Source organism: Lactobacillus sp. 23-2 (assembly GCF_044902225.1).
GTDB lineage: Bacteria > Bacillota > Bacilli > Lactobacillales > Lactobacillaceae > Lactobacillus > Lactobacillus absianus.
On sequence record NZ_JAOQBX010000009.1, the window covers coordinates 36,270 to 61,688 of the forward strand.

22 protein-coding genes and 1 other RNA gene are annotated in these 25,419 nt (G+C 54.5%); 1 reads left to right on the forward strand and 22 read right to left on the reverse strand.

Annotated elements, in window-relative coordinates:
• Positions 1-168: 168 nt before the first annotated feature.
• The 20 genes from tsaD to OCH80_RS05235 all read right to left on the reverse strand — a co-directional run bounded on the left by tsaD (position 169) and on the right by OCH80_RS05235 (position 15,690).
• A complete protein-coding gene (gene tsaD / locus OCH80_RS05140; RefSeq protein WP_404538590.1) occupies positions 169-1,209 on the reverse strand; it encodes a tRNA (adenosine(37)-N6)-threonylcarbamoyltransferase complex transferase subunit TsaD in 1,041 nt (346 codons plus the stop codon).
• 2 nt (positions 1,210-1,211) lie between these two features.
• A complete protein-coding gene (locus OCH80_RS05145) occupies positions 1,212-1,748 on the reverse strand; it encodes a GNAT family N-acetyltransferase (protein WP_404538530.1) in 537 nt (178 codons plus the stop codon).
• A 13-nt stretch (positions 1,749-1,761) separates the two neighbouring features.
• Entirely contained in the window at positions 1,762-2,484 is a 723-nt protein-coding gene (tsaB, locus tag OCH80_RS05150) for a tRNA (adenosine(37)-N6)-threonylcarbamoyltransferase complex dimerization subunit type 1 TsaB (protein WP_404538533.1), read from the reverse strand.
• A 24-nt stretch (positions 2,485-2,508) separates the two neighbouring features.
• Positions 2,509-3,057 carry a folate family ECF transporter S component gene (locus OCH80_RS05155; RefSeq protein WP_404538536.1) on the reverse strand — a complete coding sequence of 183 codons (549 nt, stop codon included), beginning with the start codon at positions 3,055-3,057 and terminating at the stop codon, positions 2,509-2,511.
• Positions 3,058-3,138: 81 nt separating this feature from the next.
• Positions 3,139-3,879 (reverse strand): acyl-[acyl-carrier-protein] thioesterase, encoded by a 741-nt coding sequence (locus OCH80_RS05160; protein ID WP_404538539.1) that lies wholly within the window; start codon positions 3,877-3,879, stop codon positions 3,139-3,141.
• Between the two features lie 55 nt (positions 3,880-3,934).
• Positions 3,935-4,792, reverse strand: coding sequence for a 16S rRNA (cytidine(1402)-2'-O)-methyltransferase (rsmI, locus tag OCH80_RS05165; RefSeq protein WP_154548186.1), 858 nt, complete (start codon positions 4,790-4,792; stop codon positions 3,935-3,937).
• Positions 4,792-5,130: a DNA replication initiation control protein YabA gene (gene yabA / locus OCH80_RS05170; protein ID WP_154548188.1), complete on the reverse strand. Its 339-nt coding sequence runs from the start codon at positions 5,128-5,130 to the stop codon at positions 4,792-4,794. Before yabA ends, rsmI begins: the two co-directional genes overlap by 1 nt.
• A gap of 14 nt (positions 5,131-5,144) precedes the next feature.
• On the reverse strand, positions 5,145-6,020 hold the full coding sequence (locus OCH80_RS05175) for a DNA polymerase III subunit delta (RefSeq protein ID WP_404538543.1): 876 nt from the start codon (positions 6,018-6,020) through the stop codon (positions 5,145-5,147).
• Complete coding sequence (locus OCH80_RS05180; protein WP_154548192.1) at positions 6,020-6,346, reverse strand: cyclic-di-AMP receptor; 327 nt, start codon at positions 6,344-6,346, stop codon at positions 6,020-6,022. The genes OCH80_RS05175 and OCH80_RS05180 overlap by 1 nt, the downstream gene beginning before the upstream one ends.
• Before the next feature lie 46 nt (positions 6,347-6,392).
• Positions 6,393-7,037, reverse strand: a complete 645-nt coding sequence (tmk, locus tag OCH80_RS05185) for a dTMP kinase (protein WP_404538546.1) — start codon at positions 7,035-7,037, stop codon at positions 6,393-6,395.
• A 255-nt stretch (positions 7,038-7,292) separates the two neighbouring features.
• Positions 7,293-7,532: a YaaL family protein gene (locus OCH80_RS05190; RefSeq protein WP_154548196.1), complete on the reverse strand. Its 240-nt coding sequence runs from the start codon at positions 7,530-7,532 to the stop codon at positions 7,293-7,295.
• Complete coding sequence (gene recR / locus OCH80_RS05195) at positions 7,532-8,131, reverse strand: recombination mediator RecR (RefSeq protein WP_154548198.1); 600 nt, start codon at positions 8,129-8,131, stop codon at positions 7,532-7,534. The genes OCH80_RS05190 and recR overlap by 1 nt, the downstream gene beginning before the upstream one ends.
• Before the next feature lies 1 nt (position 8,132).
• Positions 8,133-8,462, reverse strand: a complete 330-nt coding sequence (locus OCH80_RS05200; protein WP_154548200.1) for a YbaB/EbfC family nucleoid-associated protein — start codon at positions 8,460-8,462, stop codon at positions 8,133-8,135.
• A gap of 100 nt (positions 8,463-8,562) precedes the next feature.
• The gene (gene dnaX, locus OCH80_RS05205) at positions 8,563-10,440 is read right to left on the reverse strand and encodes a DNA polymerase III subunit gamma/tau (RefSeq protein ID WP_404538551.1); all 1,878 of its coding nucleotides are present in this window, start codon (positions 10,438-10,440) and stop codon (positions 8,563-8,565) included.
• 74 nt (positions 10,441-10,514) lie between these two features.
• An RNA gene (ffs, locus tag OCH80_RS05210) (signal recognition particle sRNA small type) lies at positions 10,515-10,596 on the reverse strand.
• Position 10,597: 1 nt separating this feature from the next.
• On the reverse strand, positions 10,598-11,146 hold the full coding sequence (gene tadA, locus OCH80_RS05215; RefSeq protein WP_154548204.1) for a tRNA adenosine(34) deaminase TadA: 549 nt from the start codon (positions 11,144-11,146) through the stop codon (positions 10,598-10,600).
• Positions 11,146-11,751, reverse strand: coding sequence for a class I SAM-dependent methyltransferase (locus OCH80_RS05220; protein ID WP_154548206.1), 606 nt, complete (start codon positions 11,749-11,751; stop codon positions 11,146-11,148). Before OCH80_RS05220 ends, tadA begins: the two co-directional genes overlap by 1 nt.
• Positions 11,752-11,754: 3 nt before the next feature.
• Positions 11,755-12,288, reverse strand: a complete 534-nt coding sequence (pyrR, locus tag OCH80_RS05225; RefSeq protein WP_404538556.1) for a bifunctional pyr operon transcriptional regulator/uracil phosphoribosyltransferase PyrR — start codon at positions 12,286-12,288, stop codon at positions 11,755-11,757.
• Between the two features lie 109 nt (positions 12,289-12,397).
• Entirely contained in the window at positions 12,398-15,313 is a 2,916-nt protein-coding gene (locus OCH80_RS05230; RefSeq protein WP_404538559.1) for a hypothetical protein, read from the reverse strand.
• 101 nt (positions 15,314-15,414) lie between these two features.
• A complete protein-coding gene (locus OCH80_RS05235) occupies positions 15,415-15,690 on the reverse strand; it encodes a hypothetical protein (RefSeq protein WP_404538562.1) in 276 nt (91 codons plus the stop codon).
• Positions 15,691-15,958: 268 nt separating this feature from the next.
• Here OCH80_RS05235 and OCH80_RS05240 point away from each other — a divergent pair, with 268 nt between their 5' ends.
• Positions 15,959-17,176 carry an SLAP domain-containing protein gene (locus OCH80_RS05240; protein ID WP_404538565.1) on the forward strand — a complete coding sequence of 406 codons (1,218 nt, stop codon included), beginning with the start codon at positions 15,959-15,961 and terminating at the stop codon, positions 17,174-17,176.
• A gap of 626 nt (positions 17,177-17,802) precedes the next feature.
• Here OCH80_RS05240 and OCH80_RS05245 read toward each other — a convergent pair.
• Positions 17,803-21,315 (reverse strand): arabinogalactan endo-beta-1,4-galactanase, encoded by a 3,513-nt coding sequence (locus OCH80_RS05245; RefSeq protein ID WP_404538567.1) that lies wholly within the window; start codon positions 21,313-21,315, stop codon positions 17,803-17,805.
• Positions 21,316-21,433: 118 nt separating this feature from the next.
• On the reverse strand, positions 21,434-24,997 hold the full coding sequence (locus OCH80_RS05250) for a glycosyl hydrolase 53 family protein (RefSeq protein WP_404538570.1): 3,564 nt from the start codon (positions 24,995-24,997) through the stop codon (positions 21,434-21,436).
• Positions 24,998-25,419: the final 422 nt, after the last annotated feature.

Here is a 25,419-nt window from a genome sequence, read left to right on the forward strand (position 1 = left end):
GATTTGTTTTTAACAGATCCAAATCCGCAAAATATCAACATCAACAATCGATTAACGGCAAAAGGGCATCCCCAGTGAAGGGATGCCCTTTCGTTTGCTTATTGGCAAATAATTCTGAATTGTTTTTAGTTGTTTTCTGTAGCGTTCAATTATTATTTTTTGGCATTCTTACTGATAGTCTGCCGCGTATGGGAGTTCCAATGAAGGATCGGCATCCAGGTCCAGACCAGCAAACTTGCCTTCCTTGTACAGGTTGTAGGCCGCTGCCCCGATCATCGCCGCGTTGTCGCCGCACAATTTAAGCGGTGGCAGGACGACCTTCGGCGGCTGGGCCAAGTTCTTGATCTCCTGTTCCATCCGCTCGCGCAGGCCCAAGTTGGCGGCTACCCCGCCGCCCATGATAAAGGTCTTTGGCTGGTACTGCTTGATCGCCCGGATGGTCTTGGCCGCCAGGACGTCAACGACCGCGGCCTGGAAGCTGGCCGCCAGATCATACTTGTCCAGCTTCTGGCCAAGCTGGTCAGCATGGTGGCAGGTGTTGATGAAGGCACTCTTCAGGCCAGAGAAGGAGAAGTCGTAGTTGTCTTCGTCAATCATGGCTCTCGGGAAATTGAAAGTATCCTTGCCCTGGTGAGCCCACTGGTCAATGGTCTTGCCGGCTGGGTAGTTGATGCCCAGAACCCGGCCGATCTTGTCATAGGCTTCCCCAGCCGCGTCATCACGGGTATCGCCCACAATTTCAAAGTGGGTTGGATCCTTCAGCAAGACGATTTCAGTATGACCGCCGGAAACCTGCAGGGCCAAGGCTGGGTATGCGATCGTGTCTGCCAGCTGGCCGGCCGAAATGTGGCCCATGATGTGGTCCACGGCGATCAGCGGAATGCCTGTCGCCATTGAAGCGGCCTTAGCGGCGTTGATCCCGATCAGCAAGGCCCCAACCAATCCTGGCCCGTAAGTGACGGCGATCGCGTCAATGTCTTGCCAAGTGCAGCCGGCTTCAGCCAAAGCTTCCCGGGTAATCTGGGTAATCACTTCAATGTGGTGGCGGCTGGCCACTTCCGGAACCACCCCGCCAAAGCGGGCATGGCTCTTGATTTGGGTGGCCACGACCAGGCTCTCGATCTCTGAGCCGTTCTTGACGACTGAGGTTGAGGTTTCATCACAGGAGCTTTCAAAAGCCAGGATGCGAATGTCTTTCTTCTCGTTCAAATTCATTGCTTCTTTCTTCCTAAGTACATGATCATTTCCAAGGCGTCCATCGTTGACCCGTCAAGATGGGTATAGTAGCCTTCGCGCTTAAAATTGTCCTCAAAGCCCAAATGCCGGTAGACAGCGATTGCCCGCTGGTTGTCAACCGCGACCTCCAAAGTCAGGCGCTTGTAGCCGGCGGCTTTGGCCAGGTCGATCATCAAGCGGAGCAGGCAGCCGGCTACCCCCTGTCCTTGCCTGGCCGGAGCGACGGCAACAAAGGTAATGTGGGCCTGAACATAGCCAAAGCGCATGCCAATGGCAGCGGCCAGCTGGTCGCCGGCATAGCAGGCCAGATACAGGCAGTTTGGCTTGGCCAATTCTCTTTTAAAAGCCTCCCCATCCCAAGGGGTCGCTCCATCATAGTCTTCAGCTTCCAGGTACAGGAGCTGGCTGATCTGGCGGCGACTGGCCTCAGCCTGCCTGATCTGATAGGCCTGGCCCTTGATAATGACCTGGCGCGGCTTAAATGGCGCGACGTGCGGCGTAAACAATCCCATTTGGATCAGCTGTCTATACTTCTTCGACGTATTCGCTGTCAGGCGCGAAAGCTTGGCCGGTCTTCTTGTGCCAGTCATATTCAGCCTGGGTCCGGCGCAAGTAGTTCGGGACGGCCTGGTCAGGATCGATTGGCGCGGCTTTGGCCGCGAGGCGGCCAACCTGGCCGGCGTGCAGCAGGTTCTCGTCTCCGCTGGCAAAAATCAGCTCGCGGTCAGCCAGCTGGTCTTTGATCATTTCCATGTACTTGCTAAAGTCGCTGCCGAGGAAGATGAGCTTCTTGTCCTCCTGGTCCTTGAGCTGGTTCAAAAGCTCGCTTAAAGCATAGTGGCCGTCTGGAATGACTGCTTCAGCCTGACGGTAGGCGCCAGCGAAAAAGTTCTGGTTGCGGGCGTCAAGCGCGGGCACGACCAGGGCCTCCTGGCCGGCAAAGTTCTGGGCCAGGGCCTGCAGGGTTGAAATTCCCACCAAGTCCTTGCCTAAAATGCTGGCAAACATCTTGGCCGTGGTCAAGCCAACCCGCAGGCCGGTATATGAGCCCGGCCCAATGGCAACGGCGAAGCGGTCAATGTCTTTCAAGGACAGGCCCTGCTCTTGCAGCAGCCTGTCGATGTCGGGATCAAGGTCAACGCTGTGGTTGCGCTTGTTTGGCTCGACCGTTTCACTGATAATCTGTTCATCGTCATTCAAGGCTACGCTCAAGTCGCTGGTGGCCGTTGAAATGCTCAAAATCTTCATTAAATGGAATCCCCAATTTCTAACTTATTTTCTCAATCTGGCGTCAACGCGTGACAGGGCCTGCAGCACAAACCAGGTCACGACCATTTGAATCCAAGGAGCAATCATTTCCTTGACGATTCTAACGCCCAAAGTCTTCATAAATGGCATGTTGTACATGATGTGCAGCCACAAGGTGTTCATCCCAATGTTGCAGACGATCGTAACCATGATAGTGGCCGCGATGACCCGCCAAATCTGAACAGGCTTCTTGTAGAAGAAGAAGCCGTAGATCATTGGCCCAACGGCAGCCGTCAGCGTAAAGCCGATGAAAAAGCCGCCCATGTTGCCAAAAATAGCTGAATTGACCAGGTCGCTGATCGCACCGCCGGCAAAGCCCCAAAGCGGCCCAAACAAGTAGCCCAGCATGACGCTGCCGATAAAGCCCAAGCCGACTTGGAGCAGCTGGCTCCCGACCGTAAACTTGCCCAGGATGATCTTGATGGCAATCACCATGCCCAGCAGAATTACGTCGCGCAATTCCAGCTTGGCGCCAAACTTAACTTTGCCCAAAGTCTTTGATTCAGTCTTCAATTTGTAAATCCTCCGTGAATAAAACCGTGGCTATCGATAAATCAGAATCAAGCCTTATTAAAGCACAAAAGCGACTTTAAATCATAAAGACTTGCGCCAGGCTATCTCACAAAGGGCCATGTCGTCTTCGCCCACCTTGATCAGGTGCTGGGACAGGCACTCTTCTTGGCTGGTCCGCGTGAACTTCAGCCAGCTTTGGGCCTCATCCCCGTACTGCACTTCCTTGTCAAAGCGCAGGTCAATCCGCACGGGCACGTGCTGATTTAAAAAGTCCCGCGGCAAGGTATCAACGATCCAGTCAAAGTAGCGGCCATTGTTCATGTGGTGGTTGGTGTCTAGGTCATAATAGCGGACCCGGTAGACGTGGGAGGAGTCATACGCTTCCAGTGGCCGCAGGCGCTTAAAGCGCGGCAGTTTGGCCAGCTTCGGCGCTCCAATCCCCTTGACCAAGTCTGGGTCCGTCGGCAGCATCTTGCGCAGCTTAAGGTCAAACAGAACCCACTGGCTACGCACCGTCAGCAATTCGTTGCCTTCAAGGTCCTCCATGCCAAAGTCCCGGTAGCAGAGAAAGCGGTTGTAGCCAGCCGCCTCTGTCCAGGCCTTGACCGCCTCCAGGGCTTTTGGCAGACGCTTGACGTGGAACTCATACTGGGTGACGACCCAGCCGCGTCCCTGCTCATTCATGGCCTTGGCGCTGCCTAGAGTATTGGCCAGCTGGGCTTCGGAAACCTCCATCAGCATGTTGATCATGGTCGTCAGCTTTAAGCGCTTGGTCTCATCGCAGTCATCATACTGCACCCGGTAATCCTTGTAAAACTTCATTGCATGCCTCATCTTGATTGCAATCTAATCTTTAGTTTAGCACAAGCCAAAAGCACTACTTCTGGTGGTAGCGGTCATAAAGCTCGTTTTTGGAAACCTTGTTCTCCTTGGCCACCTGCTTGATGGCGTCCTTCTTGGACACGCCCTTTTCAGTCAGCTCCTGCACCAGCTTGACCAGGTCATCCCAGCTCAGGGCTTGGACTGCTTCAGTGGCCGGAGCAACGAGCACGACGAATTCACCCCGGGGAGCGACTTCCTGGAAGTGGTCCAGCACTTCCTGAATCCTCCCGCGAACGAATTCTTCATGAATCTTGGTCAATTCCCGGGCACATACGATCTGCCGGTCCGGGCCAAAAACCGCCGCGGCCGTTTCCAAGGTCTTGACCAGGCGGTGGGGCGCCTCATAGAAAATCGAGGTGGCCATGGCCTGCTTCATCTGCTCAAAATAGGGCTTTTGCTGGCTGCTCTTGCGCGGCAAAAAGCCATAGTAGGTAAAGGGCTGGGCGTCAAAGCCGGAAGCGATCAAGGCCGTCGCGAAAGCGGACGGACCTGGCAGCGGAACGACTGGAATGTCGTTTTTGATGCATTCCTGGACCAAAATAAAGCCGGGATCAGAAATGACCGGCATTCCGGCATCACTGATTTCGGCAATCACGGCCCCTTCCCGCATCAACTTGATGAGCTCTGGCGCCTTTTCCTTGGAGTTGAACTTGTGGAAGGCCACCATCTTGTTGTGGATGCCCAACCGGTCCAGCATGATCCCGCTGGTCCGGGTGTCTTCGGCGGCGATATAGTCAGCTTGCTGCAGGACCTTCTTGGCCCGAATGGTCATGTCCTCCAGGTTGCCGATTGGCGTTGGCACCAAGTAGAGCTTGCCTGCCTGTTCATCCCCGTAGCTGCTTTGAATCTGCATTATTTGTGACCTGTCTTCTTTCCAAAATTATCTAAAATGTCCAGGCAAAACATGCAATCGGCGCTTGGATCCTTGTGGGTGCCATAGTACATGTTGCAGATATGGTAACCCGACTTGTAGATCTGCTTCAAGGTTTCAATGCCGCTTGGCGTCTTGCCCTCATGCTCCGGACGGTTGACGGACATCTTGTCCAGTTTCTCGCGCAGGAGCTGGTTTTCAACTTTTAATTCCGTGTTTTCCTTCAGCGTCTCCAGCACTTCCTGCTGCAGGGAAGAGATGCTCTTCACCATGCGCTCCATCTGCTGCTGAAGCTGCTGCAATTTTGAATATGGATCCATTCCGTTACCTGCCTTCATTTCTGCCGCTGCAAGGCCAAATAGTCCAAGCTGCTTAAAAAGTTCACGTTGCTCTGCCGCATCTGGTCGATTTTCATCAAGTCGGTCAACAGGCTGGCCGCGACCGGCCGCAGGGCAGCCTGGTCCAGGTCCTCGTCGGCCCAGCGCTTGAGCATGATCCAGACGTACTTCTCCAAGACCCCGCTGGCCTGCTTCTGCTTCTTGACGCTGGCCGCCAGCTGGTGGGCCGTAATCAGCGAAAGCGAATCCTGCCCCTGCAGCTCTTGGTAAAAGGACTTAAGCTGACGGTCAAAAGCCGCGGTCTCGCCCAGCTGGTCGATTTCCTCCTGGCTGAGCCCGTTCTCCAGCAAGAAGCTGGTCCGGTCGCTGACCTGAACCTGGCTGAAATTGATGATCTGCGTTCTTGACTTGACCGTTGGCAGAATCTGGTTGACGTTATTGGCCACCAGAAAAGTAATCACCGGGGCGATCGGCTCTTCCAGGAGGTTGAGCAGACCGTTGGCGGCCGGCAGGGTCAGGGCTTGGGCATGGTTAATGATGAAAAAGCGGTAGGTTCCTTCCGCGGGCCGCTTCATCAATTCCTGCTTCAATTCCCGGACCTGGTCAATTGAAATGGTCTGCCGCTTGTCCGGCACGTCAACCAAGCGGATGTCGGGGTGGTTGCCTTCCAAGATCCGCCGGCAGTTGGCACAGGTTCCATCTGGCTTCTGGACGCCCATGCAGTTCAGGTAGCAGATCAGCCAATAGGCCGTGTTGACCGCCAGTTCCTCGTCATTGCCTGCCAAAAGGTAAGCATGCGAGAGCTGGTCCTTGTCAGCGGCCTGCTTGAGCAATTGAGCCTGGTCCTGGCCCACCTTCTTGATGTCAATCATCAGAACTGCTCAAAGCGGTCAACCGGCAGGACAAAGACCGTGGCCCCGCCCACAGTAATGTTGACCGGCTCGATCTGCTGCTCAAAGGAGATTCCCGGGTGCAGGCCCGGCGTAATCAATTCCTCGCGCTGCTCAGAATGCTTCTTGATCACGCTTAGGACTTCTTCAACCTTGTCGTCGGCAATCCCGACCAGGAAAGTGGTGTTGCCTTCCCGCAAAAAGCCGCCCGTTGACGACAGCTTGGTCGCCCTAATGTTATGATCGACAAATGCCGCCTGCAGGCGGCTGGCGTCTTCTGACTGCACGATGGCGATAATCATTTTCATAAGCAAATCCCCCTTGTCTGGCAAGCCTGTCTGGCAGGCCTGCTTCTTACTTTTCAAAAATCTCTGGTAAGGTGCTTGCAATTAGTTTAACACTTGCCGCCACGACTTGTGGCAATTCCTGACTGGCATCCACCAGCTTGACCCGGTCTGGGTGCAGGGCGTTGACTTCCTGGTAGCCAGCATAGACCTCTTGGTGAAAGGCCAGCTTTTCCTGCTCCAGGCGGTCTTCCGTGCCTGCTCTTGCCCGGCTGATGCGGGCCAGGCCAAGGCGCGGGTCAAGATCCAAAAAGATCGTCAAATCCGGCTGCAGGTGGCCCGTCGCGAAGTCGTTGATCGCCTGCACCTGCTCGATGCCCAGGCCCCGCCCCTTGCCTTGATAAGCCAGGGATGAGTCAACGAAGCGGTCGGAAATTACCAGGTCCCCGCGCTTCAAGGCCGGCTCAATGATCTCGCTGACGTGCTGAGACCGGCTGGCCGCGTAAAGGAGGGCCTCAGTCTTGGCGTTCATTTCCGTGTTGGCGGGATCCAGAATGATCTGGCGGATCTTTTCCGCGATCTTGGAGCCGCCGGGCTCTCTGGTCACCAGAATCGGCCGCTTGCAGGAAGCTTGGATTTGCTTGACGACTTCATTGATCACGGTCGTCTTGCCAGCGCCGTCTGGGCCTTCAAAAGTAATAAAATATCCTGTCATTTTGCTGCATATTCCTTCCGATATTCTACGTTCTATTTTACAGAACTATCGCTAGTATTTACAGTCATATCTTGTACCAAATCTAGGGGGTTGGTCCAAAGGACAGGAAAAAACTCAATGTTATTATGGCAGTTAGGGACTTTTGAGCTTCAGCAGCTTGCTGCTGTGATTTGAAATACATAAAAAAGGCTTCCAGAAGTTTTTCACTTCTAGAAGCCTTTAATTATTCGTTAGAGATATTCTGCTCCCGCTCAATCATTGGGAAATCGCGTTGGTCACGCCGGTGTAGCTCGCGTGCCGGTAGCGGGCTTCATCGTACAAGAAGGCATACTCTGCCCGCAATACCTTGTCAGTGATGATGTTGTCGTCAGACATGTCCAGGGTGGTATTGTCCAGGCCTTTGTTCAGGCTGATTTCCTGCTGGATCTTCTCCACCGCGGCCATCAATTTGGCATCTTCTGCTTGCTTGATCTTGTCGGATCTTCTTTTTGACATCAGAGTTCCGTCCTTCCTTGTACCGCGCGCTTGAGCGTGATCAGGTTGGCATATTCAATGTCAGAGCCAACGGCCAGGCCGGCCGCCAAGCGCGTCACCTTGATTCCGGCCGGCTTGATCAGCCGGCTGATATACATTGAAGTCGATTCGCCTTCAGGCGTTGAATTCAAGGCCAGGATGACCTCCTTGGCCGCGTCGTTCTTCTGCAGGCGGACGATCAGCGACTTGATGTTGATCTCTTCCGGCCCAATCCCGTCCATCGGCGACAAAACGCCATGCAGCACGTGATACAAGCCGTTGTACTCGCCCATGTTCTCAAAAGCCATGACGTCCTTGGGCTCTTCCACCACCATGATCGTTGACCGGTCGCGGTTGGGATTGGTGCAGATCTCGCAGGGGTCATGCTCAGTGATGTTGCCGCAGACTGAACAGGTCGTCAATTTCTGCTTCACGTCCACCAGGGCCTCTGAAAATTCCTTGACGTCGCCCTCAGGCATGTCCATCACGTAAAAAGCCAGCCGGGTCGCGGTCTTTTCCCCGATCCCGGGCAGCTTCATGAATGAATCGATCAAATGGGCAATGGGCAATGGGTACTGCAAATTACATCAGGCCTTTCGTGTACTTGCCTAAGCTGGCTTGGGTAGCTTGGTCGATTTGGGTCAAGCCCTTGTTGACGGCGTCAATGATCAAATCCTGCAGCATGTCAGGGTCGTCCGGGTCAATGGCGTCCGGCTTGATGGCGATCTCCTTCAAGTGCCGGTCACCGGTGAAAGTGGCAACCACCATGTCGTCAGCTGACTTGCCAACGAATTCCTGCTCAGTGATGGTCTGCTGTTCTTGGGCCATCTGTTCTTGAAGCTTCTTGGCTTGCTTCATCATTTGTTGCATGTTCATGCCGCCCATGCCTGGGAAAGCTGGTCTTCTACTCATTGTAAATTACTCCTTTTATGACAATATTTTAGCGCTAATCCGGACTTTTCCTAGAGCAAAAAGCCCGGTTTTTGCGATTTTTTGCAATATTTACGAATCGTTAATCTTTTACCTGAACCAGGTCGCCGAAGACTTCCCGGGCCTTGTCCACGACATCGGAATTATCTGGCTCCACTTCCGGCTCTGCTTCTGCCGGTGCTTCCGGCGGCACGGGTCCTGTTTCCGCAGCCGTTGCCTCTGCAGCTGGCTGCTCGGCTGGCGAATCAGCTGGGGCCGGCTTCTTCTTGGCGAAGTGCTCCTTGATAAAGGCTTGGCGGATGCTTGGCCATTCTGCTTCCTCGACCAGGGCCAAGGTCCATGGGGTCTTGGTGAAGCGCTCCAGCAGGTCCTTCAGCTCGGTCAAAAAGCCGTCTGGGTCATGACCGACCTGCCAAGCATCGTTCTTGACCTTCAGCAGCATCTTTCCGTTCCCGGCCGCGATTGGCTCCAGGAATTTCAAGGCTGCCTGGTCTGGCCCCGTCAATTCCGACGGCAGGTCCCGCTCCCACAAGTTCTTGGCTTCTTCCAAGTCAGCCCGGGTCGCGGCGGCTAAAACGGCATTGACGTCCGCGCTTGAGGACTTGAAAGACCGCGGACTTGGGGCAGCCGCCTTGCCTTGGCCGAGCTGGGCGCGGCTGCTCAAGAGTTCCTGCTTCTTCTTGTCGTCAAACAAGGTCTGGTTAAGCCTGAAGACATGATTTGGACTCAGGCTGCCCCCGCCATTCGCCCGCCCTTGGCTAAGGTGCGCGACTTGCTGGCTCAAGGCCTGCACCTGCTGGGTCAGCTGGTCGACCTGCTGGGCCAGTCTTGGGTCAGCGGCGGCTACGGCCACTGATCCTTGGCTTTGGGCCGGCTCCTTTTGCACGCTTTGGCCGCTGGCAGCCTTGACCAGGAAGACGTCCAACGGAATCTGCTGCTGGTTGGTGAAGCGGAGGTTGTTCAAGGCATCGTTGGCCTGGTCGATCACCTGGTAAAAGCGCCCTTCCCGCACCTGCAGCAGGGTCTGGTAGAAGTCTGGGGTCAAGAAGTTCCCGCTGTCCTGCTGGGTCTTGACCGCCAGCAGCCCTTCCGTGGCCAGGTTGATGATTTCGCTTAAGATGTTCTGGGGACTGGCCCCGTCCTTGGCCGCCTCCTTGGCTAAGGTCAAGGCGCTGGCCGCGTCTTCCTTAAAAAGGGCCAGCAGGATCTTTTCGATCTGCTCTCTGGCGGCAAAGCCGGTGATTTCCAGGGCATCCTGGTAAAGCAGCTGCTCTTTTTCAAAGGACAGCAGCTGGTCCAGGATGCTCAAGGCGTCCCGCATCCCCCCGTCAGCGACTTGGGCAATGACGGACAGGGCCTTGTCCTCATACTTGATCCCTTCCTGATCCAGGATGTATTTCATCCGCTTGACCAGGTCCTGCTTGGAGATGCGCTTGAAGTTGTAGCGCTGGGTCCGGGAGATGATCGTGGCCGGCACCTTCTGCAGCTCGGTCGTGGCCAGGATAAAGACCACGCTCTCCGGCGGCTCTTCCAAGGTCTTCAAGAGGGCGTTGAAGGCTGACATGGTCAGCATGTGGACTTCGTCGATGATGTAGACCTTGCAGCGGCCCTGGTTGGGACTGTAGCTGACCTTGGACAAAAGGTCGCGGATGTCCTCCACGCTGTTGTTGGAGGCCGCGTCAAGTTCCAGAATGTCCGGCATGGCCCCTTCGTCAGCCGCCTTGCAGTTGGCGCATTCGTTGCAGGGCTCCCCGTCCTGCAGATTCAAGCAGTTCAAGGCCTTGGCAAAAATCTTGGCACAAGAGGTCTTCCCCGTCCCCCGGGGACCGGCGAACAGGAAGGCGTGCGAAACCTTGCCGCGCTTGATCGCGTTCTTCAGGGTATCAGTAATAGCCTCTTGGCCGACGACCGCGTCAAAGGTCTGGGGCCGCCATTTCCGGTAAAGAGCTTGATATGCCATTCTCTTTGCTTGCTCCTTTGCTTGCGATTAAAAAAGCTCCTAGCTCCGAGGAGCTAAGAGCTTGTTGATTTCAAAATAAAGGGCACATGCCTGAACGACCTTAGTGCTGCTACCTTCCGGTCCTGACACGCTTCGGAAGACAAACATTGCCCGACAACTATTGTATCTTAAACTGCTCCGTTTGGCAATTTTCTGAGTCATTTTCTTGGGCTTTTTTCGCTTTTTCCTTGGCCGCCTTCTGCTTGGCCCGGATCTGGCGGAAGAAGTCCTTTAAGATCTGGGCGCCCTGCTCCTTGAACAAGCCACGGACCACTGCCGGATGATGATTGAACTTCTCAACGGCAAACAAGTCCACCACGCTGCCCGCGGCGCCGGCCTTGGGGTCCATAGCCGCGAAGTAGACTTCCTTGATCCGGGAGTTGATGATGGCCCCGGCGCACATGGCACAAGGCTCAAGGGTCACGAACAGGCTGCAGTCGATCAGGCGCCAGGAGTCAAGAGCCTGGCAGGCCTGGCGGATTGCCAGCATTTCGGCATGGGCCGTCCCGTCCTCATCCAGCTCGCGGCGGTTGTAGCCCTTCCCGATCACGGTTCCGTCCGGTCCCACGACGATGGCGCCGATCGGCACCTCATCCTGGACCCGGGCCTTTTCAGCCTCAGCAAAGGCCAGCTGCATGTAGCGCTTCTTTTCTTCGCTCGTATACATCAGTTCTTCACGCTCTTTAAAATGTAGTAGCCCTTGTCCCGGGTCAAAATCTCGCAGTTGCCAAACTTGGCCTTCATCAGCTTGCGGGCACTGGGCTCGCCTTGCTTCTTCTGGATCACGACCAAGAGCAGGCCGCCAGCAGCCAGGTGCTGGGGGGCTTGCTCGATCATGGCTGACCAGATGCTCTTGCCCGCCCGGATCGGCGGGTTGGTCACGATCATGGCGTAGTCGCTTGCCGCAACTTGCTCATAGCGGTCTGAGGCAAAAATTTGGACGTTCTTGACCCCGTTGGCGGCCGCGTTGCGCTTGGCCAAGGCCAGGGCCCGCTCATTGACGTCGACCATGTCCACTTGCCGGTCAGGCCACTTTTTGGCGGCAAACAGGCCAATTGGCCCATAGCCGCAGCCCAGGTCCAGAATCTTGCCCGCTGCCGGCTCTTGCTCCAGCATCTGCTCAATCAAGACTCCTGACCCATAGTCAACCCGGTTCTTGGAAAAAACGCCGGCATCGGTGGTCAAATTCAGGCTGATCCCTTGCAAGTGGTAGTTGACCTGCTGCTCGTCATGGGCCGTGGTTGGATTTTCTGTAAAGTACTGTTCTGCCATTCTCTATTCACCTTCACTGATCTTGACGGCATCCTCGCCGTCAGTTTCCTGCACGTAGACTTGCACGTCCTCGCTGGCGGCAGTCGGAATATTCTTCCCGATAAAGTCCGGCCGGATCGGCAGCTCCCGGTGCCCGCGGTCAATCAGGACCGCCAGGGCGATCTTGGCTGGCCGTCCCTGGTCCATGATGGCGTCTAAAGCCGCCCGGATGGTCCGGCCCGTATAAAGGACGTCATCGACCAGGATGACAGTCTTGCCGGTCAAGTCGACTGGCGTTTCAAAGCTCTCCATGGCCTTTTCCTTTTCCTCCTGGCTCAAGTCGTCGCGGTAGCCGGAAATATCCAAGGAGACGACTGGCAGCTCATGCCCTTCGATCTGCTTTAAGCGGTCCGCGATCCGCTGGGCCAGATACCAGCCCCGGGTCTTGATCCCGATCAGGACCAGATTTTCCGTCCCCTGGTTGCGTTCAACGATTTCATAGCTCATTCTTGTCAAGGCCCGGCGGATGCCGTCCTTGTCCATAATCTTCTTGGTCATCGCGAGTGATCCCCTCTCTTCCTGGAATTAATTGCTGCTATTTTTGCCTGCATTAGCGAATTTATCTTTTTTGGCCTATCTATTTTAGCAAAAAACCGGGCCTTCTGCCTTACTCAGCTGGGGTCAAATTGCGCCAATTGTTCTCATAGGCGCTTTCCACCAGCTCCAGGTACTTGTCAAGGTCAAGCGAGTCCAGCAGCTGGCCGGCGGCTTCTGGGTCCAGTAAGTTGATGGCCCGGTTTTCCAGGTGCATGAACCAGGCCGGATTCAAGTTTGGAATCCGCTTGACGGCCGCCTCTCTTCCCCGGCCCAGGTTCTTAAAGCCATTGGCCTCCAGCACCAGGCGGGCGGTCTGGTCATCTTGCAGCAAAGGCTCCCCGTCCCGCTGGCGCTTTTTCTGCATGGCCGGCGTCACCTTCTTGGCCGTGGCCGCGTACAGGTGCACGGTCAAAGGCGAGTCATCCTTGCAGATGAAGACCCGGTTGTAGCGCTGCATAATCAAGGGATCCGGGCAGACTTGACTAGGGTCGTCCAAGTCAAAAGCTTCCGCCGGGTCAACCCCAAAGATGCAGCTGGCCTTTTCCCGGCTGTGGTTGGAGGCCAGCACGTTTTGGAACATCCGCAGGCGGTGGGCCGGGTCTGGAAAGGCCGCTGGAATCTTGGCCATGATCTTTTGACCAAGCTCGCGGTCAAAGTGGGCGCTCAAAGTGCCGCTGGCGGCTGCCTGGCGCAGGTATTCGCTCAAGGCCCAGTCGATGATGGCCGGATGGGACAAGGACTTGGTCGGTGAAGTGTCCTTACGGCAGGCCAGACTGGCCCCGGAAGCGGACAACACCGCGGCATCAAGGGCGGGACTGGCCAGCTCCATCCGGTTGTTGGAGTCCTTGGAAATCAGGTACAGCTCTTCCGGCTCAATCTCGACCCCGATCTGCTTGGCTTCATCAGCCAGAATTTTATCGTTCAGCCCTTTTTCCAAGACTGAGTACAGGCCATCCGTGTTGGTGGAAACGATTCTGGCCCCGTAGTAGGTCTGCGCCTGGCCAATCATGTAAGTGAACAGCTGGCCGATAATCCGCATGGAGCGAATGCGGTTGTTCATCCGGATCACCGACGGCGTATGCTCATCCCGCGGGTCAGCCGCCCCAGTGGCGGAATTCAGAATCAGTTTGGTCCCTTCCCGCTCGATATTGTACATCCGCCGCTCTTCCGGACTGGCCTTGGGATCCTTGCGAAAGACGTCCAATTCCTGCTTTCTTTGGAAGATCGCCGTGTAGCGGTCTTCCCCCAGCTTCTCGTTGTAAAAGGCATTCAGCCGGCGGAGCATGTTTGGATAGTAGGAGGTAAAGTCCTCGTGGTTGGTCAGGTCAGCGGAAGTGTAGGCGTAGCGCTCGTTTAGCTTGACCTTGCCGCCTGTCAGCTTGAAGACTGCCGGTTCTTCGTCTTTGAAGTCCTTCCAGAACTGGTCTAGCTCTTCGGGCTTAGCCGCCGACATGGCCTTGATCGTAGCCTTGCTGGTCAAAAAGGCGTTGTATTTTTCCACCCGCCCGTCTGGCAGTTCAACGGTCTTAGCCTGGCGCAGGGCCAGCGGATCAGGAAACTTGCGCTTCACGTAAGCCAAATCCGCTGTCTTTTGCTCCCAGGCCTGGTGGTCTTTTTCAAACAAGTCCCGGTTGTATTCCGACCCATGCAGGCCCCCAATTGAAAAAGTAATGTAGCAAGTCGACGGCCGGCCATCTTTTTCATAGTAAAACAAGTTGGTGTCGCCGGTCTTCAGCTGGGCCAGATCAGCCACTGGCAAGGCCTCGTCCCCGTAGTCTTCTTGGTACTCCTTGCTGGGGTTGAAGTTCTTCCCCGCGAACTGCTTGTAAAAGTCATAGACCCGGTCGAACTTCTCGCGCAGGTCAGGCTCTTTGAACAAGCCGTAGAAAAAGTCCCGGCTTTCCTCCAGGATATCGCGCTGCTTTTCGCCGGTCTTTTGGCAGACCTCCTTGGCTGGATACAGGAAGGAGACGCAGCGGCTGTCCTTCAAGCGACCATAAGGGCACAAGGTCTTGCGGGCGAAGTTGGCGGAAGTTGAGTCAATCGTCAGCCGGTCTTTTCTGACCGCTTTAGGCGAGACGTTTGGCTGATAGCTGCTTCCTTTTTCCTCATAGACCAAGTCGGGGTAGCGTTCCAGCAGGCCCTTTTTCAAAATGAACTGGCCCTGGTAGAAGGGATGCAGGAAAAGCTCCTTTAAATTGACGACGTCTGAGACATTGTAGGCAATCAAGTCAGCCAGCTCGTCTTCATTCCGCAAGTGGTCAGTCCCTGGGCGCAATTTGTCGCTTTCCAGGATCTGCCAGCCCAGCATCCCCAGCAGGCGCTTGAGACCGACCCGCCTTTGCCGCTCGTTGAGCTGGGCCACGTCGATCTGCCGTCCGCTCATGATGAAGTTCTTGGCAATCATCCCCAGCGTCTGGTCATTCCAGAGTCTGAGGCGCATGTTGCCGATGTAGCGGCCGGAAAAAAGCTCATCATTGAAGGCCCGCATGATTCTGGCGGTCGTGGGCTTGAAGCGGGACCGCTTGCCGTCTTCCCCAGGCTGCCAGACCAAGTTGAAGTAGTAGGCCAGCATGGTCAGGTCGTAGTTGCTGGAATTGTAGCCCATCAGCCATGGCGCCTTTTCCGGGCGATAGTCCGGGTCAGTGTCGCAGATGGGACGGAAGGCATCAGGAAAACTGGATTCAGCGTCTGGATCATTGACGTAATGGGCGTCAGAGACGCCAAAAGTCATGGCCAGGCGCTCGTTGGCCTTTTGCCCCTGCAGGTTCTGGTAGTAGACCTGGCCGGCAAAGTTCTGGTTCTTCTGCCGGATCCGGGCAGCCGTCATTTTCTTGAAGTCCATGCTGTCCCCGTCCATCAAGGCCGGGTCATCAACCAGGTAATAGATGTCGACGCGGCCGTCATCAGGCCGGTAGCAGGACAAGGTAAAGGCATTGGTCAGCGACTCGATGTCGTAAAAACAAGCGTTGATTCTTTCTGCCATAAGTCTTTTCCTTTCCGTTTTTATGCAAAATTCTAAGTCAATTATACTATAAGGCACCCATAAGCAAAAAAACGGGCCAGCAGCTTGCTGGCTCGCTTTTCTCAATCCAAATGCTCCTGCTTGAGCAGCTGCTCCCAGCGCTCGCTCGACATCGAGGTCACGTGGTAGTGCTTGCAGTATGGACAAAGGTAGGCCCGGATCGGCATCTTGTGCCAGTGCTCGTGGTTGATTTCCATCGAGTGCATGGCGGCTTGCTCCCGGTAGAGGAACAGATCCGCGTCAAACTTGGTCTTAAAGGCCTTCTTCCCGCTTGGGCAGGCTAGCTGCCGCTGGCGGCGGGCTTTGCGATAGGCTTTCTTGGCATGGGTTCTGGTCATGACAAATTACCCCCTTCTCTTGGGCTAACTGTGCAACTGATCCATCTGGCATGTGGCCACCATTTAGGCAAAATGCTCTCACCTTTTCACGTTAATCCTAGCACCTTTTGCAAGCGTAAACAAATATGACAATTTTTTCAACATATAAAGGAAAAAACTTTGCCAATCAGCAACGGAAAACGGGCCGGATTCTATTGTCAAATGTGCCTTTAAGTACGATAATAAAAAACGGAAAAGATCATTGTGTTATGTTCTTAGGAGGTAAAAATTGCGAAAAATTACTAAGTCTTTGCTGACTGCCCTGTCACTGGCAACCTCCGTTGTCAGCCTGGCCCCAGCAGTCAGCGCCGGCGTTGCTTCTGCCGCAGTCAAGACGACCAAGTCCATTGAATACCACGATGGCACTTACGCTGTCAGTGCTGAATTCTACGATGTCGGCAGCAACGTCAACTCAACTGAAGCCAGCCTGCTGCCAACCATGATGAACGTGGTCATCAAGAATGGCAAGCTGACCACGCTCAGCTTCAGCCTAGACAAGGACAGTGCCGTTTACAGCGACCTGACTTTAAACGGCAAGAAGGCCAAGACGACCACTGACAAGAATGGCAAGGTAACCTACACCTTTACCGGTGCCTATAAGGTCGGAAAAGGCAGCGCCAGCTTCGTCGTAAGCAGCTTGGGGACTGACGCCTTCAAGGCCGACATGGTTTTAGGGGCATTGCCAAGCAAGTCTTACACCAACATCACTACGACCAATGCCGTAGCCAAGAAGAAGGTTCAAAGAAACTCAGCCGTTTACAATAGCAAAGCCGTTCGCATCAAGGGCGTCAAGACCATCAAGGCCGGCAAGACGATTACCACCTATGGCACTTTGACCCGCGGGACGACCAAGTTCTACAAGATCTCCAAGAAGGCCAGCCAATACATCAGAGCCTCAAACGTTGACGGCAAGTACATCACCTTGAAGGTCGGCACCTTGGTCTACGACAAGAACGCCAAGGCCACCAAGGAAGGCTACAAGCCTGGCAAGAAGCTTTACGCTTACGAAAAGGTAACCCTGGCCGGCAGCAAGTTCTACCGCATCGGGACCAACAAGTACGTCCGCGCGGTCAACGCCGACGGCAAGTACATTACCTTGAAGCACGGCTCTATCGCCTACACCAAGGACTTGCAAAAGACCATGGTTTCCTACGCTGAAGGCAAGAAGCTCTACGCTTTGGCCAGTGCTGCTTTGAACAATAAGAAGTACTACCAAGTTGGCACCAACGCCTTTGTCGTTGCGGCAAACGCCGACGGGACCCAGCGGACTTTGAAGAAGAACGCTTACGTCTACAAGAAGTCCAAGGGCAAGGCTGTCCGCTCAGGCAAGACGACCTGGAAGAAGAACAGCAAGCACAAGACCTATGGCTCAGCAGTCACGATTAAAGGCAAGAAGTACTACATCGTTGCTGTTGGCAAGTACGTCGTTAAGTCCAACTTCCGTTAACCGAAAAAATCTAGAGTCAGCTCCAATGTCATTAAGCTAAGACATTGACTTTGGGCAAGGCCTTAGAACGCTCATCTAATTTAGATGAGCGTTCTTGTTTTGGGCAAGCGAATGTGGGAAAACGCCGCAGGGCAATACCTTAACTTAATGACAGTGAGTCAGCTCCAGGCTGCTTTTTGACTGAAAAGTTAAGAAGCTTAACGCAAATACATCTTTTCTTAGCTTAATGTTCATCAGATGTTCACAGACTCCGGCTATGATGTAGATACAACTTCAAAAAAAGTTGCAAAGCAAGCATTTAAACTATTCAAGGAGGTAATCGTTATGACTTTTTTATCCAAATTTATCGGTTTGACAACAGCAGTGATTCTGCTTGCATTAGGCTACCGGCAATTGGCTGAACGAGCTGTACCGGTTGCCGCCCGCCACAGACATTAAGCAGCGCTTTTTGCCACTCCCCTCTTATATTTGAAATCCATAACTGTTTGCTGCATCTATTGACTGATTTTATTTCTCATACATCATCTTATTTTCTATATTTTTAATATCTTTTCCATAGCGAATTTTCGCCCCAAAAAAGCAGCTTAGATCACGCGATCTAAGCTGTTTTGCTTGTTTATCATTTTTTACAAGTTGGCAATCCACTTCAATGAGGCGGTCAGATTTAACTTGACCGGATCACCGTACTTGGCGTCCTTGTTCAAGGCCGCCAGGTCACTGCCATCAAGGTAGTAGACGTAGTGGTAGGTTGACTTGCTCCCGCTGTCAAAAGCAACCGTGAAGACGTCATTGCCGTTGACGCCATTGGCAAAAGCGGACTTAACTTTGTCCCAGGCTGAGCTTGGGATAGCCGTGCCCTTTTCGCCGGTCAGGCTGCTTGCCAGCAGGCCATTGATCGTCTTGACGTCGGCTTCCGGCAAGACTGCTCCCGCGGTCAAAGGCTTGTCGATCGTCACGCCGTCAAGTCCCCAGACCTTGGTCAAGGCAGGAGCCGCGCTTGAAGTCGCGGACACGGAGTTCTGCTTGTCCTTGATCAAAGTTGCGGTGTAATTGGCCGTCAAAGCATCCCCGTACTTAATGCCGCTGTTGGCCTTCAGGAAGTTGGCCAGCTTTTCAGCAGCCGTCTGGCCTTCAAGCCAGTATTCCCAATGGTACTTGTTGCCGTCAGCATCGGTAAATTGGGCGCTCTTGATGGCTTCAGCCGTGCCGCTCAAGCCATTGAACAAGGCCTTCAGTGCCCCTTCGCTGATTGCGGTTCCTTTAATCCCGTTCAAGTAGACGGCCGCCGCTGAACTCAAATTGTCATTCAAGACTACGCTCTGCCCTGCCTTTAAGACATTGGCTTCTGGCAGCTTGACCCCGTCAGTCCCGTAAACGGCGCTGATCTTGTTCGTTACGGCTGAAGCCGTATTTTCTGGGGAGACATAGCCATTCAGCATGCCCTTGTAGACCAGCAATGACTGCAGCGGGTAGCCATGGTCGTCAAAAAGCCCCATGTTGTCCCAGGTTGACCCGCCCCAGGTTTCCTGGCCATTGTAATGCATTTCACTGTCAGGGGCGTAGCCGATCACATACTTGGAAGCCCAGCCAGTGCCAAAGACATTGACCAGCTGCTTGTTGTAATTCCAGCTGTTCCAACCGGCTCTGACCGCGATTTGGGCTGGCTCCCAGTAGAAGGCCCCAACGCCGCCGCCCTGAACCAGTGACTTGTAGAGGGCAGTCAGCTCATCGACCTGCCCTTGCGGGCCAACTGGATAGTCGCCTGGCGCATAGCCGATATTGTTGTGGGTGCCATCTGAGTCATTGACGTTGTTCAGCCAGCCGGTTTCCATGACGACTACCCGCTTGCCAAATTCATTTTTGGCCATTTCCTGTACCTTCAGCAGGTTGTCCGGATTGTTGTTGGCGCTGCCCCAGAATGGGTAATAAGACGTGCCCAAGTAGTCGTAGTCAACCCCGTTATTCTTCAAAACGGTCATGATCATCCGGTAGCGGTCAACGTCTGGCGATTCAAACTGAACAGCAAGCTTGGCATCCTTGTCAGCAGTTCTGACGGCCTTGGCCGCGGTTGCCAAATAGCCAGCAACGGTCGTGCCATAATCGCTTTGCCAGAACTTGTTCCAGTCGCCGCCAGTCAATTGGTCGGCATCATAGCCGAAGCAGCCCTTGGTGATTTCATTGCCGATTTGTACCATGGATGGCGCGACGCCGGCCTTGGCCATGTCGGTCAAAACCTTCTTGGTGTAAAGGGCAATGGACTCATTCAATTCAGCCTTGGACAGGTTCTTCCATGACTTAGGCAAAAGCTGCTTGGCTGGGTCAGCCCAAAAGTCGGAGTAGTGGAAGTCCAGCAGGACCTTCATCCCGTACTTTTTGGCCTGCAGGGCAGTCTTAATCAAGCTTTCCTCATCGCTGTTCCCGCCGCCGTAGCCGTTGCCATCAGCGTTGTACGGGTCGTTCCACAGGCGCAGGCGAACCCAGTTGACGCCCGCTTCCTTCAAGACGTCAAACAGGTCGGCTTCCTTGCCGTTGAAGTCATAGTATTTCACGCCGGCCTTGAGCATGGCCTGGTAGGTTGACACGTCTACCCCGCGGGCCATGTCGTCGGTCATGCCCGGGATTTTTTCAACCTTGACGCTCTCGTACTTCAAGCCGGTTTCAGTCCCGTTCTGATAGGCCGCGGTGATTTCATCCGCTGACTTCTTGCTGCTTGGGGTTTCATTGACCGCGTCATCGTGATTCCCGGCTCCTTCAGTCAGGGTTGCGGTAAAGTTGGCCTTGATGGCCTCGCCATACTTGACGCCCTTGTTGAGCGCCAAGAAGTCGGCCAGCTTGCCCGCGCTGTCTGCCCCTTCAAGCCGGTAGGCGTAGTGGTAAGTCTTGCCGGCTGCATCAGAATAGTCCGTCGTGCCGACATAAGCTGAATCATCCCCGCCGATCCCGGCTTCAATTGCGGTCAGCACTTCCTGGCTGATCTCAGTCCCGGCTGGGCCAGCCAAAAGGGCGGGCGAGATGCGGGCCAGCAGCTGCTTGCTTTCATCCGCGGTAAATGCCTGTCCGTCTTTCAGGCCGTTCTTGACGCTGACCTTGTCTTGACCGTAGACCTTGGTGACCGATGGCGTCAGGCTGGAAGCAGCCTGCTTTGGCTGGGCGACGGCTTCAACCTTGTAGATCAAGCCAGCCAAGGTGCCGTTATAGTAGCCGGCCCCAACGATGCTGCCGGCAGCGTCGGTCGTCCCCAGCTTGGCTACCAGGTCCTTGGCAAACTGGGCAGCAGTCTCGTTGTTTTTAGCAACGTTGGCCGTCAGAGAAGCCAGCACCTTGCCAGGCATCGAGTTGTTCTTTTCCATCAGAGAGGAGATGACGGCGCCGTCTTCCTTGACGTCGCCTTGAGCCAGCAATTGGGCCATTTCGTGGACGGCGTCTTCTTGATAGCCGTTCTTGGATTCGGTCCAGTCGTACTTGGCCCCCTTCTTCAGCTTGACCGCGGTCAGGAATTCGGTTTGGTCGCGCAAAAGCTGGGCATGATCTACGCCATTGTTGACGGACCCATTTTTGGCAAAGGAAACCTTGATCCCGTTGACGGTTTTGGTCGTATTTTTGGCAATCTTGCCCGTGGAATCAGCGTAGTACTGCTGGCCATTGACCGTGACGAAGCGGTTCTTAACGACGTTGGCGTTTTCATCGTAATAGTAGGTCAAGCCTGAGGTCGTCTTAAAGGCATTCTTGGTTGGCTGAGCAGCGACAGCCTTTTGCGCTGTTTGCAAGGCTGGAGCCTTGGCCGCTTTAACCGCCTTAGTGGCAACGTTCGCCTTGGCCGCCGTGTCAGTTGCCTTAGCTGCGGCATTGGCAGCTGTAGCATTAGTTGCAGTAGTGGTAGTAGTGGTAGTAGTTGCAACAGCTGCTTTTGCCGGCGTATTTGTTTTAGCCGCCGCGGCAGCGTTAGCTTTGTCTGCTGCTTGCTTGCTGTTGGCTGGCTGTTCATCTTGAACGGCAACGACCTTTTGGCTGTCGCTGGCAGCAGTCGCGTCAGCCTTTACGGCATTGGCGTTGCCAACGGCCAAGCCGGTGGCAAGCAAGGCCAAGCCGGCCGCGGTCAAACTCTTGTTGGACTTAAAGTGCTTAATCCGCTTCTTCATTAGTTTTTCCCTCTATTTTTCCTTTTATTTTTCTGACTATGTATTTCTTTAGCCTGCATGCGCTAATTCTCAAAAAATGCCCAACAGCCATTGTTGAGCATTTTTGATTCAATTCAAATTAGATGTTGCCGATCCACTTCAATGAAGCGCTGACGTTCAGCTTGATTGGGTCGCCATACTTGGCATCCTTGTTCAGGCTTTCCAAATCAGTTCCGTCAAGGTAGTAGACATAGCGGTAAGTGGACTTGTTGCTCGTAAAGGCAACGGTGTAGACCGTGTTGCCGTTGACGCCAGTGTTGAAGGCGGTCTTGATCTTGTCCCAGGTCGAGCTGGAAATTGCCGTCCCCTTAGTGCCCGTCAGGTAGCTGGCCACCAGGGCTTGGATCGACTTGGCGTCTTCGGCTGGCAAAGCAGCTCCAGCAGTCAGCGGCTTGTCAATCGTGACGCCGTCCAGACCCCAGACTTTGGTCAAAGCTGGGGTAACCGTTGAGGTTACGCTGACCTCCTTTGGATCTTCCTTGATCAGAGTGGCAGTGTAATTGATCTTGACTGGGTCGCCGTATTTGACGCCCGCGTTGGCCTTCAAGAAGTTGGCCAGCTTTTCAGCGGCCGTCTGGCCTTCAAGCCAGTACTCGTAGTGGTACTTGCTGCCATCAGTGCCAGTGAAGGACGCGCCCTTAATGGCATCAGCGTTGCCATCCAAGCCATTGAAGACCGCCTTCAAGGAAGCGCTTGGGATTTCGGTCCCCTTGACCCCATTTAAGTATTCAGCCGCGGCGCTGGTCAGGTAATTTGGCAAAGTGACGCTTTGGCCGGCCTTCAGGAGGTTTTCAGCCTTCACGCTGGCCCCGTCAGTGCCGTAAACCGCGCTGAGCTTGACGTCAGCGGCTGAAGCAGTGTTTTCAAAAGCCGTCTTGTAGCCGTCAAGGAAGCCCTTGTACATCATCAATGACTGCAACGGGTAGCCCTTGTCGTCAAACAAGGCAACGTTGTCCCAAGTTGAGCCGCCCCAAGTCTCCTTGCCGTTGTAGAACATTACAGAGTCAGGCGCGTAGCCGATCGCGTACTTAGCGGCCCAACCAGTGCCCATGGCGTTGGACATCTGGTCGTTGTAGTTCCAGTTTTCGTTGCCGGCCTTGACAGGAATTTGGGCTGGCTCCCAGTAGAAGGCGCCCAAGCCGCCGCCAGCGACAATCGCCTTGTACATGTCGGTCATTTCGTCGACTTGTCCTTGTGGGCTGGCCGCGTATTTAACGCCGCTTGGCACGCTGTTGACTGAGTTGCCTTCCCCGTCGCCGTCTTCTGAGTCGACGTTGAGCCAGCCGGTTTCCAGAACGACGGTTGGCTTGCCAAATTCTTCCTTGGCCATCTGTTCCACGGCCAGCAGGTTGTCCGGCGTGTTGGCGCCAGTCCCCAGGTCCTTGCCCTTGTAAGTCCCGTTGCCGTTGCCCGTTGACCAGAATGGGTAGTAGGAAGTCCCTAGGTAGTCGTAGTCAACGCCATTCTTCTTCAAGACGGTCATAATCGTCCGGTACTTGTCGATGTTTGGCGTTTCCAGCTGAACGGCGATCTTGGCCAGTGGAGCGGCATCGCGGACTGCCTTGGCGGCAGTTGCCAAATACTTGGCTGCTTGGTCGCCGCTGGCGCTGAGCCACAATGATTGCCAAGTGCCGTTGTGGTCACGGTCAGTGTAAAGGCCGAAGACCCCGTTGGTAACTTCGTTGCCGACCTGCACCATATCCGCGGAAGCCCCGGCACGCGCCAAGTCCTGCAAGACCTTCTTGGTGTAAAGAGAGATTGATTCGTTCAAGGCGTTGACGGACAAGTTCTTCCAAGCCTTTGGCAATGGCTGCTTGGCTGGGTCAGCCCAGAAGTCAGAGTAGTGGAAGTCGACCAAAAGCTTCATGCCGTACTGCTTGGCTTCCTTAGCCATCTTGATCAGGCTTTCCTCATCGGTGTTCCCGCCGCCGTAGCCTTGACCGGCCGCGTTGTATGGGTTGTTCCAGACCCGCAGGCGGATCCAGTTGACGCCCGCGTCAGCCAGGACCTTGATCAGGCTGGCTTCCTTGCCGTTAAAGTCATAAAACTTCACGCCGGCATTGATCAAAGCCTGGTAGGTTGAGATGTCGACCCCGCGGATGGTGTCCTTGGTCATCCCGGCAATCTTCTGCACCGTGACCGGCTCATACTTCAAGCCGGTTTCAGTCCCAGTCTGGTAAGCCAAGTCCAGTTCGTCCTTGGACTTCTTGCTTGCTGGCGTTTCGTTGACCGGTTCAACTGTTGCTTCCTCGCCCTTGGTCAAAGTAGCTGAGTAGTTGACCTTCAGGCTTTGCCCATACTTGACGCCCTTGTTGAGCGCCAGGAAGTTGGCCAGCTTAGCCGCGCTGTCCGCGCCGTCAAGCCAGTATTCATAGTGGTAGGCCGTGCCCTTGTCATCGTAGTAGTTGCTTACGCCGGTCAAGGCCTTAGCGTCCCCAGCCAAACCAGCTTCAATGGTCGTCAGGACTTGGTCGCTGATCGCGGTCCCTTCTGGACCCGTCAGCAGGCTGCTTGATACGCCGCTGACCAATTTGGCCAAGTCGGCTGCCGGCATCTTGCTGCCATCGGTCAAGCCTTTAGCAACAGTCGTTGAGTTGTAGGCCTTGACTACATCGGCTGAAATGGCTGAAGCGGCTTGCTTGGCTTTGGCCTGGCTGGCTGCTTGGTAGATCAAGGCTGCCAAAGTCCCGTTGTAGTAGCCCGCGCCAACCACGCTGCTGGTCGCGTCAGCTGAGCCCAGCTTGGCGATCAGGGCCTTGGAGAACTGGCTGGCCGTGTAGCCATTTTGCCCCACGTTCATGGTCAAAGTTGCCAAAACCTTGCCTGGCATGGAGCTGTTCTTTTCCATTAATGAGGAGATGACGGCATCGTCATCGTTGACGTCCTTTTGAGCCAGGAGCTGGGCCATTTCGTGGACAGCTGACTCCTGGTAGCCGTTCTTGGCTTCAGTCCAGTCGTACTTGACGTTCTTCTTCAAGTCAACCGCGGTCAGGAATTCAACCTGGTCGCGCAAAAGCTGGGCGTAGTCAACCTTGTTGTTGACGGCCCCCTTTTTGTCAAAGGAAACCTTGATCCCGTTCAAAGTCTTGGTCGTGTTCTTGGCAATCTGGCCCTTAGCGTCAGCGTAGTACTGCTTGCCGCTAACCGTGAAGACCTGGCTCTTGACTGCTTGTCCATTGGCGTCATAGTAGTAGGTCGAGCCTGCCGTCGTCCCAAAGGCATTCTTTGGGTTGGACGTGGTCGTAGTCGTCTTAGCCGCGGTGACCGCCTTTGAAGCGGTTTGGACATCCGGAACCTTGGCCGCCTGCACTGCCTTGGTTGCAGTCTTAGCATCGCTGGCAGCTTTTGCATTGGCTGTATTTGCAGTCGTCGCGTCTGCAGCATCTGCAGCGTTGGCATTGGCCGCATCTGCAGTCTTTGTACTGTCGGCCGGATTGGCAGCCGCGGCGTTGGCATTATCAGCAGGCTGGCTGTCCCTCTTAGCGGCAACGACAGTAGCCGCCGGCTTGCCGGCATCGACCGCGTCAGCCTTGACTGAGCCGGCCCCGCCGTATGCCAGGCCGGAAGCCGTGGCCAAAAGGGCCAGTTCAGCCGCTACCAAGCCTTTGTTTGACTTAAAGTGTTTGATGCGTCTCTTTTTCATTGAAATCCTTCCTTATTTTCCTTTTTGAAAGTGTTCACACATTGGATATTATACAATCGATATTCCTAAAATTTTACAATTTTCTTGAGGTTTTTTTCAAGTAATTGGTCTGTGCCAAGCTGCTTGTAAGCGGCGACCTGGCAATTTCAAGCTTTTTCCAAGCAGAAATTTCTGAAAATCGTTCGCAAATGGATGATCTCGGCTCGGCGGATTGCTGCTTGGCAATTACCTTGTCAATATTTTATTTATATCCACAAATTAGGGCAACTTAATGACGACGCGGCATGGCTAAAATTGGCAAAAGAAAAGACGGAAGTGACCAACTTCCGTCTTATGGGCGTATGCATTATGCTCTATTTAAGCTTTCTTCTTTGGCCGATCCTGCAGGCGCCAGCCGCAATATTCTTCGAAAACCGGCTGTC